This is a genomic window from Nibrella viscosa (genome assembly GCF_039541875.1).
Classification (GTDB): Bacteria; Bacteroidota; Bacteroidia; order Cytophagales; family Spirosomataceae; genus Nibrella; species Nibrella viscosa.
In genome coordinates, this window is sequence record NZ_BAABHB010000014.1 from 167,411 (window position 1) to 180,876 (window position 13,466).

Annotated in this window: 13 protein-coding genes; 5 read left to right on the forward strand and 8 right to left on the reverse strand. The window is 52.7% G+C overall.

The features are described from left to right. Nucleotides 1–14 precede the first annotated feature (14 nt). The 3 genes from ABD931_RS24640 to ABD931_RS24650 are packed head-to-tail and all read right to left on the reverse strand — an operon-like array spanning nt 15 to nt 2,625. On the reverse strand, nt 15–779 hold the full coding sequence (locus tag ABD931_RS24640) for a DUF4129 domain-containing protein (RefSeq protein WP_345270683.1): 765 nt from the start codon (nt 777–779) through the stop codon (nt 15–17). Then, nucleotides 763–1,647 carry a hypothetical protein gene (locus ABD931_RS24645; protein ID WP_345270684.1) on the reverse strand — a complete coding sequence of 295 codons (885 nt, stop codon included), beginning with the start codon at nt 1,645–1,647 and terminating at the stop codon, nt 763–765. The genes ABD931_RS24640 and ABD931_RS24645 overlap by 17 nt, the downstream gene beginning before the upstream one ends. A 33-nt stretch (nt 1,648–1,680) precedes the next feature. Next, a complete protein-coding gene (locus ABD931_RS24650) occupies nt 1,681–2,625 on the reverse strand; it encodes a stage II sporulation protein M (protein ID WP_345270685.1) in 945 nt (314 codons plus the stop codon). Between the two features lie 123 nt (nt 2,626–2,748). On the opposite strand from ABD931_RS24650, the gene ABD931_RS24655 reads away from it, so the two are divergent. Both ABD931_RS24655 and ABD931_RS24660 read left to right on the forward strand, forming a co-directional pair. Then, nucleotides 2,749–3,447: an RDD family protein gene (locus ABD931_RS24655; protein ID WP_345270686.1), complete on the forward strand. Its 699-nt coding sequence runs from the start codon at nt 2,749–2,751 to the stop codon at nt 3,445–3,447. 127 nt (nt 3,448–3,574) lie between these two features. Next, nucleotides 3,575–4,777 (forward strand): M20 metallopeptidase family protein, encoded by a 1,203-nt coding sequence (locus tag ABD931_RS24660; RefSeq protein WP_345270687.1) that lies wholly within the window; start codon nt 3,575–3,577, stop codon nt 4,775–4,777. 69 nt (nt 4,778–4,846) lie between these two features. Here the strand turns inward: ABD931_RS24660 and ABD931_RS24665 are convergent, their stop codons facing one another. The 5 genes from ABD931_RS24665 to ABD931_RS24685 all read right to left on the reverse strand — a co-directional run bounded on the left by ABD931_RS24665 (nt 4,847) and on the right by ABD931_RS24685 (nt 9,969). Further along, entirely contained in the window at nt 4,847–6,961 is a 2,115-nt protein-coding gene (locus tag ABD931_RS24665) for a peptidylprolyl isomerase (protein ID WP_345270688.1), read from the reverse strand. Between the two features lie 51 nt (nt 6,962–7,012). Beyond that, nucleotides 7,013–7,756 (reverse strand): DUF3291 domain-containing protein, encoded by a 744-nt coding sequence (locus ABD931_RS24670; RefSeq protein ID WP_345270689.1) that lies wholly within the window; start codon nt 7,754–7,756, stop codon nt 7,013–7,015. Nucleotides 7,757–8,082: 326 nt separating this feature from the next. Beyond that, nucleotides 8,083–8,631 (reverse strand): sll1863 family stress response protein, encoded by a 549-nt coding sequence (locus tag ABD931_RS24675; protein ID WP_345270690.1) that lies wholly within the window; start codon nt 8,629–8,631, stop codon nt 8,083–8,085. A 54-nt stretch (nt 8,632–8,685) separates the two neighbouring features. After that, nucleotides 8,686–9,312 carry a thioredoxin family protein gene (locus tag ABD931_RS24680; RefSeq protein WP_345270691.1) on the reverse strand — a complete coding sequence of 209 codons (627 nt, stop codon included), beginning with the start codon at nt 9,310–9,312 and terminating at the stop codon, nt 8,686–8,688. 231 nt (nt 9,313–9,543) lie between these two features. Next, on the reverse strand, nt 9,544–9,969 hold the full coding sequence (locus tag ABD931_RS24685; RefSeq protein ID WP_345270692.1) for a hypothetical protein: 426 nt from the start codon (nt 9,967–9,969) through the stop codon (nt 9,544–9,546). A 346-nt stretch (nt 9,970–10,315) separates the two neighbouring features. Here ABD931_RS24685 and ABD931_RS24690 point away from each other — a divergent pair, with 346 nt between their 5' ends. From ABD931_RS24690 to ABD931_RS24700, 3 genes are all read left to right on the forward strand, one after another. After that, a complete protein-coding gene (locus tag ABD931_RS24690; RefSeq protein ID WP_345270693.1) occupies nt 10,316–10,933 on the forward strand; it encodes a TetR/AcrR family transcriptional regulator in 618 nt (205 codons plus the stop codon). 80 nt (nt 10,934–11,013) lie between these two features. Further along, nucleotides 11,014–12,348, forward strand: coding sequence for a TolC family protein (locus tag ABD931_RS24695; protein WP_370469353.1), 1,335 nt, complete (start codon nt 11,014–11,016; stop codon nt 12,346–12,348). Between the two features lie 41 nt (nt 12,349–12,389). Then, a complete protein-coding gene (locus ABD931_RS24700) occupies nt 12,390–13,457 on the forward strand; it encodes an efflux RND transporter periplasmic adaptor subunit (RefSeq protein WP_345270695.1) in 1,068 nt (355 codons plus the stop codon). Nucleotides 13,458–13,466: the final 9 nt, after the last annotated feature.

Consider the following 13,466-nt stretch of genomic DNA (forward strand, 5'->3'; position numbering starts at 1 on the left):
CAGTAGGCGCTCTCTTAGCGACTCTGTGGCTTGGCGTGCAGTTGCAATTGTTCGTCAAAGTCATGAAAGTCGGCCTGTACCCGTTCAAACGTCTGCTGGTCAACGGGGAAATCGCCGTACCAGGCAAAATCAAATGCGGTTGTCAGCAATTCAAAGTCAGCCTGCAAGGGGCTTGTTTGCAATTCGTAAACATACTGCCGGTTGGTTTTATCCGGCTGCCAGTCAATCAGTTCCTGATCGGTAAGTTGCTTCAGGGTACGCAGGTATAGCAGCCGCACGGCCAGTCGGTAGTTACCCCGGCGGATAACCTCGTCCAGGGCTTCGCCAAAGTTGATTTCGTGAATATTGCTGGTTACCTGCTCATAGGGCAGGGGAGAGGGCGCTGCCTTCCGGGGAAGCAGAAACCCCAGCACCTCGGCTTTGATAAGCAGGTATATGCTGTAGCCGACAATTACCGCCAGAAACACATACTGCCAGAAGTTCCGGTAAGCGGTACTGCGCAGAAAATCAGCTATCGACTTCTGGATCCAGAACCAGAACTTCAGCAGCGGGTTGTCGAGTGGGCGGGTGTCTCGCTGGTACTGGTAATCCCGGCTGGTCCGATACTCCTGTAGCTTTTCGGCGGCCGGGTAGCGTACCTGCATCGGCTGCCGGTCGTCCCGGCCGGGAAACGTGGTATCGGTAGGTACCTTTGCAGGTTGAGCCACAGCCGGGCTTACGGTCAGCAGCAGCCACACCAGCAGCCGACCAGTCAGCCGGAGTTTAATAATCGCCTTCATCCTGCGCTGTAGGTCGGGTAAACGAAGTCCCAATCGTGTCGATGGCCGACAGCAGGCCGGTGCCTTCCTGGCGTTCGACCAGATTAAAATACTGGAAACCAATGGCCAGGGCCACCAGGGCCGATAACAACGTAACGCCTACGGTGCTGATGGCGCTGACCAGGACCGTCACGATTGCCGGGGTGTTCGGCAGTATTTTCAGCGCCGTCAAGATGTTGACTAAGGCTGCGGGTATGGAGAAACCAAAACCAAGCACCAGAACAATAAGGGCCATGATAACCAGCAGGCCGAAGGTTGACCACCACTTATCTGAGATGAGCTGAAAACAGCGGCTGATGGTTCTGCTCAGGCCGGACTTCTCGAATACCGTCACCGGCAGCGCCAGGGACAGCACCACGCCGATGTATATGCCAGGAATAATTATAAAAACAAAGCCCAGCAGCGCTAACCAGAACGACACAAAGGTAATCCAGAGCGACCGGCCCAGCGCCGATACAATTTCGGGCCAGATTACACCCGCGTCGATAAAGACACTGGCGTTCCGGTTGTATAGGTATAAATGGCTATAGACTACCAGACTGGCAATCAGGTTGGCCAGGATTTTCAGAATATTGGAAAGAAAGAATATACTAAAACCACCTTTATAAAGAATACTTATCTGATCGCCCGCCGAGGGTGCATCACTGCCGAACGGAGATTGCCCGGTGAGCAGTTCCGATTGGAAAACCCCTTCTGCAATACCTGCCAGGAGCGCTACCGGACCGGCAATGTACAGCAGCGCCGGCAGCAGGCTCCGGAAATTTTGGGTGGTGTAGGCAAACGTGGCGTTTATTTTTTCGCCAAAATCGCGTTCCTGAAAAAGGTGCATACGTCGATTGGGTAAGAGGAGGAGAGGATATTGTTAGGGCTGGCGGACGGTATTGAGCCGGATCGGGTAAATGATAAAATACCAGATGATAAAAGCCGCCGAACTCAGGATAATAGCCAGGCTGACCGCCGGATGCAGCGTCAGGCGGGTCACAAAGCTCTCCAGAAAGCCGGCCGCTATAAAGATCGGCACCAGGCCAACGCAGATTTTCAGGCCCTGCCGGGCACCGCGAACAAACGACTCCCGTCGGGAATAGGTGCCGGGAAACAGCAGACTATTGCCCAGGGTCAGGCCGGCGCAACCGGCAATGATAATCGCCGAAATCTCCAGGGTTCCGTGAATCCAGATTTTCAGCACCGACTCCAGCAGCAACCCCTGTTCATAGAAAAAATACTGAAACGAGCCCAGCATAACGCCGTTGCTGAACAAGACGGCAATGGTGCCGAACGAGGCCACCAGACCCAGCACAAAGGTCCGAAGCGACACGTAGATATTGTTCAGCGTGATCTGTAAGAACATGGTTGCCTGATCGCTGCCGCCGTAAACCCCCAGCGGATCACCTTTTTTGATGTTTTCCAGCGTCATGTTCACGTAGTCATCGCCCATAATCAGGCGCACAAACGTATCGTCGTTGGCAGCCGACACCCATCCGAGCAGACAGGCGACAAAAAAGATGATAAACGAAACTGCCAGCAGCCGGTGCGACTGCCGGAAGAGCAGCGGCAGCTCATACTGCCAGAAGGTGATGAAGCGGCTGCTGTCTTCGCGTTTGCTTTGCATCAGGCCCCGGTGCATCTGCGCAGCCAGCCCGTTGAGGTAGCGCGTGACGGCAGACTCCGGATAAAACGTCCGGGCGTACGACAAATCATCGGTAAGTTCGATATACCGCTCCGTCAGTTCGTCCGGGTCTCTGGTCGGGTTGTCTTCTATAGCCTGCCACCTGGGCGTATTTCGTTTGATAAAGACCGGTTCACGCATAGTGAGTACGCCAAAAATCAGCGCGAAAGAAACGCTATGTTGCCAAATATAGCTAAGTTCGCTATACCAATTTTGGTTTAAAACGGCTCTTTTCCCAATTTGTCGCCAGTTTTTTTGCGATCTATGTCAGTTACCATCCAAACGTCTCAAAATGTACTGCTCGAATATGAACCCGCCAGCATTGGGGAACGAATCATGGCTACACTTATCGACTACCTGGTGTTTATCGGCTGGGTGCTGCTGGTCATTTTTGTGCCGGTCGGGGTGCTGAAACTAAACCCGAATACATTTTATGTAGTCCTGATGCTCTTGCCCCTGCTGTTTTACGACCTCATCTGCGAGTGGCAGCTTAACGGACAGACGCTCGGGAAAATTGCGATGGATATTCGGGTGGTGATGCTCAACGGCTCCCAGCCAAGCCTGGGCGCATATCTGATCCGGTGGCTGCTCCGGATCGTTGATACCCGGTTGCTGGGTGGGCTGGTGGCGGTTATTGCCATTGCGGCCAACGGCAAAGGGCAGCGGCTGGGCGATATGGCCGCCGGAACCACCGTAGTGAAAACCAAAGCGAAGGTATCGCTGGCTGATGTGACCTATCAATCGTTACCCGAAACCTATGAAGTGCAGTTTCCCGATGTACGTCTCCTCACCGACCGGGACATTCAGATTGTGCGGGAGGCCATGCGTCGGGGTAGCGAAGCCGTGGTGACCCGAACGGCAGAGCGTGTTAAAGAGGTAACCGGCATCCGGACCGATCTGCCTGCCCGTGCATTTCTGAAAATAGTGATCGACGATTACCAGACATTGGCTGCCAGAGAATAATGCGTTCCCCCGTTTCCGGATTAGAGAGGCAGATACGGTTGTACCCTGCCCATAACCAGTTCCGGTGCTGCGGAACTCCCGGCTAAACCTCGTATTTTTGTGCCTGTCTACCTTAAAACCGGCAGCAATGCTGGCACTGATTATGAACCTTCAGGAAAACATAAAATCACTCGCCCGGCAGTACGCTCCGGATATTGTAGCCAATCGGCGGCACCTCCATGCCAACCCGGAGTTGTCGTTTCACGAATATAACACCGCCCGGTTTGTGGCCAATGAACTTAAGGCTATCGGCCTGCAACCGCAGGAAGGTGTAGCCAATACTGGCCTGGTGGCCATTATTGCAGGGCGTAACCCGCAGAGCCGGGTAGTTGGTCTGCGAGCCGATATGGACGCTCTGCCTATTCACGAAGCCAATGACGTATCCTATAAATCGACAGTGGCGGGGGTTATGCACGCCTGTGGTCATGATGTGCATACGTCGTCGCTGCTCGGTACGGCCCGTATCCTGAACGTCCTGCGCGACCAGTTCGAAGGTACGGTAAAGCTGGTGTTCCAGCCGGCAGAGGAGAAAGCCCCCGGCGGAGCCTCGCTGATGATTAAAGAGGGTGTACTGGAAAACCCCGCCCCGGCCAGTATGCTGGGGCAGCATGTTGCCCCCAATGTGCCGGTGGGTAAAATCGGTTTTCGGGAGGGTATGTACATGGCCAGCACGGATGAGCTGTACCTGACCGTAAAAGGAAAGGGTGGTCACGGGGCCATGCCCGATCAGTTGATCGACCCGGTGCTGATAGCTTCGCACATCATCGTTTCGTTACAGCAGATCATCAGCCGCAACCGCAAGCCGGCCAACCCATCGGTGCTGTCGTTTGGGCGGTTTATTGCCGATGGCGTGACGAATGTGATTCCGAACGAAGTGACCATTCAGGGTACTTTCCGCTGCATGGACGAAGAATGGCGCGAGGACGGGTTGCGCCGGATGAAGAAAATGGCCGAAGGCATTGCCGAGGCTATGGGAGGAAGCTGCGAATTTGACGTTGTGCGCGGTTATCCGTTCCTGAAGAATCACCCTGAACTGACCCGCCGGATGCGCTCCGCTGCGGTGGATTATATGGGAGCTGATAACGTTATTGACCTGGACCTCTGGATGGCGGGCGAAGACTTTGCGTTTTACTCGCAGGTAGTCGACTCCTGCTTTTACCGGCTTGGTACCCGCAATGAAGCACTGGGCATTGTCTCCGGTGTTCATACCCCTACCTTCGACATTGATGAGTCTGCCCTTGAAACAGGCGCCGGTCTGATGGCGTGGCTGGCGGTGCAGGAACTGATGTAATGCTGGTGGACTTACCAACAAAAAAGCCTCCGATTGCGTCGGAGGCTTTTTTCTATGCTCTACAGGCTACTAATAAAACTTAGCCCGGCGGTCTTCAATCTTGGCGGCATCCTTGATGGCTTCGTTGATATAAAAGCCCGTACGGGAAGCTACATTCTGCTGAATCTGGTTTTTATACTGCGCGTAATCAGCAATGGCCGGAGCCGGCGTTATTTGCTGAGGCTCTACAATCAGTACCCCGCTTTCACCGGCAATCGGCTTCGAGCGCTTACCCGGTTTCAGACCAAACGCACGACCAAGGCCGGCTGGATCGATACCTGCACTGCGGAGGAAACCCGTTGCCAGGTTAATGTTTTCGGCGGTCTCCACAATCGCACCGGCACCGTACTTCTGCGCAATGCTCTCCAGGCTACCGTTGGCGTTGCCCAGCTTACTGATTATTTGCTCTGCTTTCAGTTGGTTACGCACCTTAGCGGTCAGTTCTGCCCGGTAGTCCTCAACCTGTACATCGTCCTTATTGGTTTTGCCGGTCAGTACAGCAACTACGTACTGGTCACCAACTTCAAACGGCTCCGATACATCGCCGATTGATGTCTTATCGTCGAAAGCCCAGCGAACAACCTGACGGGCATCAGCCAGGGCGTTAATGTTGGTAGCGGTTTCCGGAATCCGTTCGGCGGTAGCGGCAATCAGGTTCCGGTCTTCCTTAACTTTCTTATCAAAATCGTCCCGGTTATTGGCTTCAGCGGCAAACTGATCGGCCCGGCGCAGGGCTTCATCGCGGGTGATCTGGCTTGGGGTGATGGTCTTGCCGATAGCCGCTACGCGATACAGCGTATTCGTTTTCGGCTCGGTTACCTTAAGGATGTGGTAGCCGTATTGCGTTTCAACTATCCGGGGAATAACACCCGTGCCGTTGAAATTGAAAACGGCTTCTTCAAACGGCTTCACCATCTGACCGTTGTTTTTAAAGTAACCCAGGTCACCACCGTTCTGAGCCGAACCATCGGCACTGTTCGCTGCCGCCAGGGCTTCAAAGCTGGCGCCCCCTACAATCTGCTTGAGCAGAGCTTCGGCTTGCCGACGGGCCTGCGCCTTTGCGGAGTCGGTCTGCGCAAACGGACGAATCAGGATATGGCTGGCCCGAACTGTGTAATTGGTGTCTTTCTTGGTGCCGCCGTACTTATAGATAAAATAAGTATTACCCTCTTTGTACGGGCCGTAGATACCACCCGGCGAGAACGTCGGAATAGCGTTGCGGAGTTGCTCCGGCATCTCACCGGCGGTCATGTATAGCGGCAACGGTACATCGCTGTTCAGGCGGGCAAAGGATGAATCATTCGGGGCAGCACCCAGGCCGCGGGCCAGTGACTTGATCTGGTTGTACAGCGCTACGCTATCCTCACCAGATGGGTTAACCGCAAAGGTAACGTACTGAATACTCCGGGTATCAGCACCGGGAAACTCATCCTTGTGATTATTCAGGTACTCCTTCAGTTGGGAGTCGGTTACTTTCACCGTTGTGTCGTTGATGGTATAGTACGGCACATACAAAAATTTAACATCGGCTTTGGTATTCTGAGCCTCATATTCCTTTTTCGCTTCGGCCGTAGTCGCAAAAACCGACAGGCGCATCAGGTTTTCGTATTTTTCCCGCAGACGGTCGGCAGACAGGTTCTTCTCAAAATTAGCCCAGGCCAATTGTTGCTGAGGGGGCAGGCTGCTAAGCCCTTTCAGGTAATTAACGACCAGATTCTTGTCGAAAACGCCGGTTTGAGGATTGGTAAACGCCTGGCGAACGGCGGGGCTGATGTTGGCACCCTGTACCATATCGACCAGTTCGTCATTGGTTACGGTCAGGCCCAGTTTATCAAACTGTTGCTGGTAGGCAATCTCAAAAATAAACTGATTCCAGGCCTGCTCCCGAATCTGGGTCATTTCCTGTTCGCCGGGAGCCCGGCCGGTTTGCTGCTCATACTGAGCCCGCAGTTCATCTACTTTAAGATTGAAATCCTGGTAGTCAATAGATTGCCCATCGATTTCACCAACTTTCTGGCTATTGCCGCCGAACAAGGTACTCCGGCCGCCCAGCAAATCTCCTCCTACGATGAACAGAATCAAACTCACAGCGATAATAGCCACCGCTATTCCCGATCGCTCTCTGATTTTGTTAATTAACGACATGTCGGTTTTACACGAAATTTAGCCCGCAAAATAACAATTTTTCCTGCTGGATTACAAGGGCTGAGCTGAAAGAGGGCTATTATTTAATGGTAGTTGCGTTAATGGGCGGATTGAGTCAAATAGGTCACCTTCGGCGTGCAAGACCGTAAAACGGGCAAATAACTCTTCGGTATACCAATGGCGCTCACGGGTAGCCCGCACAATTTCTTTATGCCCGCTCTGGTGATAGGCAAACTGATTAATAGCGGCATCATCGCGCCAGACGCTCACCGTGCATTGCTGCACCAGCGGCTTCTCGCCAACACCCAGCGAAAACAACAGGTTGTTCCGGTGCTCTGCCAATCGCCGGCGGGCCTGTGGTACGTGCCGCCAGAAATCGAGCAGGGCACCGGTCCGGATGGTAGCGCGGGTGAGCACGGCCACCGGCAGATTAGCCGGCGGTGTTGGGGTCTTGTCGATCGTTGTAAACGGGTTGCCACCGTTCCATTGTCCATGTGATTTCAGGGGTCTCATCCAGAGCGTGCCGGTTTGGGCGGCTTTGCGAATATAGTGGTGCCATTGATCTGCCTGGAAGAAAGTCCTGGCCGCTCGTTCGCTATCCCATACCGCCAGAAATACGTACGTTGAGAGGTCGGGAATCACCCCAAAGCCCTGCCCGCTTCCCATCATTTTCTGAAACTGGAGTCCGGTGGATTTAAAGGGTTTCATCATCCATCGTCCTATATTGGCAAAGGCATGATACCGCTGACCGGAATTATACCGAAGAACAGTAAACGTTACAATAGAAGTACTCATTATAGCTGTCTGAGAGGTATTACCTTAGGAATAGCTCTCTGTTTTGTCTTTCTTAGAAGAACAACCCGGCTGTAGACGCCTTGTTTCTCAAGAAGCTATTTTCTTTTTTAGCCTATTAGGGTTTGCCAATACACATTCCTGTACGTATGCATTCTCGATTGATTACCCGTCTTAGTGTGTGGCTTCGTTCAAACACATTTGTCCAACATTCACTAATGTGTTACTGGCAGGACTGTAGAAAATATGCTACACTATCGGAAATAAAAAGCCCCGCCTTCATATGAAGGCGGGGCTTTTTGTAGTTCACTTCTTTAAACAGAAAATTCTCATCGGTTGGGGTTGCCGTCGCCATCCAGTTTTTCACCGGCACGGTCAAAGGCATTTCCGATGCTACGGCCGGCCCGCTTAAAGCCACGTTTTACGTCCTGCCATGCCTCAGCCGTCGCATTTTTAGCCCTATCCAGATCATCGTTCAGCTCTCGGCGCTCATCCTTCAGATTATCCAGTTTCTGCCGGGTTTCAGCTTTTACCTCGCGTCCCTCCCGCTTTATTTTAGCCTGTAATTCGTCAATTTCACGGTCCAGTTCACTCATTCGGCGGTTGATGCCGTTTACAGCCTCATCGCGCTCCCGGCGGAAATCAGCGGCTGTATTTTTGGCACCACGCTCAATACGGTCACCGGCCCGGTCGGCTTCCAGACGAGCATCAGCAGTAGCGTCTTTCACATCAGCTTCTATGGCATCGCCTGTTTGCTCCAGTGCATCATCGGTGCGTGCATTGTTTTTATTGTTATCACAGGCCTGCATAAAAGCCAGGGCACCTGCCAGAATTGATACTCCCATGAACTGCTTAATAAATAACTGTACCTTTTTCATAACCTAGTTGAAATTAGTTGGTTTGCCTCTAAAGCTCACCAAATTTTGTGCCAATCACATGTTTTTCCATTTGATAGCACAGCCAATTGCTTTAGTGGTCGTGACCACTACCGGCCGCCCAAGCAGCAAACTGTTAACGGCTTCTTCCACATACCGGCGCTGCACACCGGAAGCATCCTGCGGATTATCGTCAATAGCCCCGATGTACTCTACTATAAAGCGATCGCCCGATCGCTTGAGCACAAATACATGGGGCGTGCGGGATGCCCCAAATGCCCGGGCAACCGACTGACTATCGTCCAGCAGATAGGGATATGAAAAGTTTTTCTCGCTCGCCCGGATTTTCATCTGGTCAAACGAATCCTCTTCATAGGCTGTCGGGTCATTGGGCATGATAGCGATAACCGGATAACCCTGGGCCGAATATTTCCGGTTTAACTCCTGAACCCGGTCCTCGTACGCTTTTGAAAACGGACAGTGGTTGCTGGAAAAAATCACAATCAATCCTTTCTGCCCCTGGTAGTCACCAGGGCCAATTGTCCGGCCGTCTACATTCTTCAGGCTAAAAGAAGCAATGGCGTCCCCAATGGAATACCCCCTGGCCTGCTGAGCATAGGAAGTCATAGTTGCCAGCAGGCTTACTACTATGGCTACCAAATAGGCTTTATGGTGTCGTCGCATGAGTTTACTGTTTTCCGGAAAAATAAATATAAGAAAAAGATAGCTTGTATGGAGCAGCGTTCCTCAGGTTATTTCTCAGCCGAAACGAAAACAGCCGAAACACACGGCAGGAGTTTCGGCTGTTTTGATACGTATTACTCCTGTTGTCTGTTAGACAACGCTAAAACCCAATAGTTTAGGCGACTTCAGGAGTTATTTATGTGCTAGACCCTGGCAAGGGAGTGGCCTGCCTCAGGCGGCCCGTTCCAGTGTTGAGTAGTCGGCTTCGTCAGTAATCTCCAGCGTTGTCAGGGTCTGATTCAGAAAAGTAGTAACGCCATTGGTGAGGCCGAAACTATTCTCGTCGATTAGCAGCAAATCATAGGTGTACAGGCTCAGAAACGATTTGACCAGCACCTCGGCACCGCCCAGGATCGATCGTTGGTCAATAATGGCCTTACCGATCACACCAGCAGCCTGAACCCACTGATTGAGTCGCTGATCGGCCTGCTGTTTGGCATCCTTAAACGAGGCTTTGACCGGCGGAGCGCCTGGCGTAACATCATATGGCTGCACTATGGTGAGTTTCACCGGCTCCCCGATCTGCCGCGACAACCATTCTTTCAGCGCCCGGGCCGATTCTGTTGAACAATCTGTTGGATACAATACGGTCTTCATACTACTTTCTATGATGGTGTGAAATTAACCGGTCGGCTACAACTACTCCATGAACGCTGTCAGATCAACGACTGATTTTGCTCATGTACTTACTTATACCCGACAAGAGCTAACAAGGCAAAATTCAGCAGGAAAGAGTCGATTCCCGAAGTGTCCTTAGCCTATTCGTCAAAAAACGCAGGTGAGTTGCCCATTCCGGCCCATGAACTGTTTTCCACAAAGTATCAGGGACTAGTCAGTCTATCTGCTGTTTTCGCCGTTTAATCAATTTAAATCTACATTTCAGTAAACATTGCTTGTTTAATAAACACTGTTCAGTAAGTTTGTGCTGTTGATCAACAAAGCTATGGGAATTACAGAGCGGAAAGAGCGGGAGCGCGCCGAAATGCGCAAACTGATTTTGCAGGCTGCGCGGCACTTGTTTCTGGAAAACGGGTACGAGAAAGTCAGTATACGCAACATTGCCGATGCTATTGAATACAGCCCGGCAACAATATACCTGTATTTCAAGGATAAGAACGAATTGCTTTTTGCGCTTCATCAGGAAGCCTTTGGTAAACTGATTGAAGAATTTCAGCCGGTATTTGCCATTAAAGATCCATTTCAGCGGCTTACCACAATGGGGCAGCAGTACATCCATTTCGCCTTCGAAAACCCTGAACTGTTCGACCTGATGTTTATCATGACTGCGCCAATGGATACGTTGGAGTGCCGCGACGATGTCTGGGACGAAGGCCGCAATGCATTCGGAATACTGGTTCAGGTGGTACAGGAGTGTATTGATGCCGGCGTGTTTAAACACCAGGATGCCGAACGGGCGGCCCTAATGATCTGGAGTATGGTGCACGGATTATCTGCGCTGTTTCTGCGTAAGCGCATGATGGTCTTCAGCGAAGAACGACGCGGAAAACTCATGCAGGAAGCGTTTGAGCTTTTTTCAGAAACGATTCGGAAAGGACTCTAAAAAAATTTGCCGTTTACTAAACACTGTTTACAAAATTAACTTTGGTTATGAAGCTTACAATCAGTTCGCTGCTCTGGTTAATGATGGCGGTGCCCAGGCTGGCCGCTACCCAACCTTCCCCTATCCTGGATGTCTATGTTCAGGAAGGTCTGCAAAATAATCTGGCGCTGAAGCAGGAATCGCTCGAACTGAGCCGCGTCACGGAATCGCTGAATCAGGCGAAATCGCTGTTTTATCCAAAGGTGGCGTTCAACCCCGTTTATTCGCTGGCGGCCGGTGGCCGGCGGCTGGAGTTTCCGGTAGGCGATCTGCTCAATCCGGCGTACCGGACCCTCAACCAGCTTACAGGGGCGGAGCGCTTCCCGACCAACATCCCAAATGTGAATGAACTGCTGGCTCCCAATAACTTCCACGATACGAAGCTGAGCGTACAGTATGCCGTTTTTAATACCGATATTCACTACAATTACCTGATCCAGAAAGACCTGATCTCGGGGCAGGAAGCGCGTCGGCGGGTAGTGGAAAATGAACTGCGTTATACTATAGCATCGGCGTATTACCAGTATCTCCAAACGCTGGATGCCGTCCGGATCTACGAGAACTCGCGCGCGGTGCTTAGGGAACTGACCCGGCTGAACGAGAAGCTGGTCAGCAATAATGTCGCGACTAAAGACGTAGTGACCTCCGCCCGTTACGAGGTCAGTAAGCTGGATCAGCAGCTGGCGGTTGCCGAAAAGAACCGGGAATCGGCCAAAGCGTATTTTAACTTCCTGCTCAATCGCGACCTTACTGCTAACATCCTCATCGACAGTGCCCTTAGCCGTACTGCGTCCCTGGCCGAAGGTTTCCCGGTGGCCGATCTGCAACAAACGGCGGTGCGCAACCGGCAGGAACTGGTGCAATTGAGCAGTTCGCTGCGTGCTGCTCAAAATGCGGTGAAGCTGAACGAAGCCAATGCCCGCATTCCGAATATCTACATTGGTGGCAATACCGGCTTTCAGGGGTTTGGCTACACCTTCCGCAATCAGGCGTACGTAATCGGTCAGATTGGCCTGCAGTGGGACTTGTTCCGGGGGTACGAAAAACGCTCCAAAATTCAGCAGGCCAGAATTCAGACCAACCTGCTGCAAACCAGAATCTCGGAGGTGCAGAAACAGATTCAGCTGCAGGTGGTGCAGGCCTATTACGACCTGGATGCCGCCAAAGAGAGCCTGAGCGCTACCCAGAACGGCCTCGTGAATGCCGAGCAGACCTTCCGGCTCATCGACAGCAAATATCGCAACGGCCAGGCCCTGCTGGTCGAATACCTGAAAGCAGAGAACGACCGCCTGACCAGCCAGCTTCAGCAGTCGCTGGCCCGCTACGATGTGCTGGTGAAAAAGGCCGCGCTGGATCGGGTTACGGCTATTCAGTGAAAAGTTAAATATGAAACGCTAAGCATTAAATGAATTCAATCATGAAGATTTTACACTTGTTTACATCTTTAGTGTTGGCTGCGGCCTTGTGGGCATGTGGCACGAAGGCGGAGGAAACTGCTAAGACAACGACAATGGCAAGTACCCGGTCGGAGGATGCTGCGGTGCCGGTGAAACTGGCCCCTGTTACTTCGGTAGTACGGTCGGAGCCGGTGGTGGCTTCGGGACTGGTGTCTTCGTCGGAGGAGGCCCGGCTGTCGTTCAAGATAGGCGGGATTATCAACAAAGTGTACGTGAAGGAGGGGCAGTTTGTGCGCAAAGGGCAGTTGCTGGCTACCCTCGACCTGACCGAGATTAACGCGCAGGTGGGGCAGGCGCAGTTTGCCACCGATAAAGCCGAACGCGACCTGGCGCGGGTAAAAGCCCTCTACGCCGACACAGCCGCTACCCTGGAGCAGTTGCAGAACGCCACTACCGGCACCAACCTGGCCAAACAGAGCCTGACCATCGCGCAGTTTAACCGCAACTACGCCCAGATTCATTCTACCGTAGACGGTACCGTGACCCGCAAGCTGATGAACGAGGGCGAACTGGCCTCCGTTGGTGCCCCGGTATTCATGATCTCCTCCAACCGCCAGTCTGACTGGGTAGTTCGCGTGGGTGTGTCTGACAAAGACTGGGCGCGGCTGAAGCCCGGCGACCGTGCTACCGTTATGCTCGACGCCTACCCCGACCAGACCTTTACCGGTACCGTAAGCAAACTGGCTCAGGCCGCCGACCCCATGAACAAGCTCTACGAAATAGAAGTGCGTATCAACCCTGGTGCCGCTCGTTTTGCCCCCGGCCTGTTTGCCAAAGTGAAACTGCAACCCGCCCAAAGCCGGTCCTACGCCGTAGTGCCCATTGAAGCTATTGTAGAAGGCAACGGCAAAGAGGCCTCTGTCTACGTCCTGGCCGACGACAAAAAGCACGTCCGCAAACTGCCCATCCAGATCGGCTTCATCGACGGTGCTACCGTACTCGTCACGGGTGGTATCGCTACCAACACCGCAGTGGTGACTGCCGGCTCTGCCTACCTCACCGAGAATTCAACGGTAACCCTTCATTAACTGATACCA

Bases quoted from the DNA above. Each gene is read 5' to 3' on its own strand.
- ABD931_RS24640 (WP_345270683.1), bottom strand. From the start codon at position 779: ATGAAGGCGATTATTAAACTCCGGCTGACTGGTCGGCTGCTGGTGTGG.
- ABD931_RS24645 (WP_345270684.1), bottom strand. From the start codon at position 1,647: ATGCACCTTTTTCAGGAACGCGATTTTGGCGAAAAAATAAACGCCACG.
- ABD931_RS24650 (WP_345270685.1), bottom strand. From the start codon at position 2,625: ATGCGTGAACCGGTCTTTATCAAACGAAATACGCCCAGGTGGCAGGCT.
- ABD931_RS24655 (WP_345270686.1), top strand. From the start codon at position 2,749: ATGTCAGTTACCATCCAAACGTCTCAAAATGTACTGCTCGAATATGAA.
- ABD931_RS24660 (WP_345270687.1), top strand. From the start codon at position 3,575: ATGCTGGCACTGATTATGAACCTTCAGGAAAACATAAAATCACTCGCC.
- ABD931_RS24665 (WP_345270688.1), bottom strand. From the start codon at position 6,961: ATGTCGTTAATTAACAAAATCAGAGAGCGATCGGGAATAGCGGTGGCT.
- ABD931_RS24670 (WP_345270689.1), bottom strand. From the start codon at position 7,756: ATGAGTACTTCTATTGTAACGTTTACTGTTCTTCGGTATAATTCCGGT.
- ABD931_RS24675 (WP_345270690.1), bottom strand. From the start codon at position 8,631: ATGAAAAAGGTACAGTTATTTATTAAGCAGTTCATGGGAGTATCAATT.
- ABD931_RS24680 (WP_345270691.1), bottom strand. From the start codon at position 9,312: ATGCGACGACACCATAAAGCCTATTTGGTAGCCATAGTAGTAAGCCTG.
- ABD931_RS24685 (WP_345270692.1), bottom strand. From the start codon at position 9,969: ATGAAGACCGTATTGTATCCAACAGATTGTTCAACAGAATCGGCCCGG.
- ABD931_RS24690 (WP_345270693.1), top strand. From the start codon at position 10,316: ATGGGAATTACAGAGCGGAAAGAGCGGGAGCGCGCCGAAATGCGCAAA.
- ABD931_RS24695 (WP_370469353.1), top strand. From the start codon at position 11,014: ATGATGGCGGTGCCCAGGCTGGCCGCTACCCAACCTTCCCCTATCCTG.
- ABD931_RS24700 (WP_345270695.1), top strand. From the start codon at position 12,390: ATGAAGATTTTACACTTGTTTACATCTTTAGTGTTGGCTGCGGCCTTG.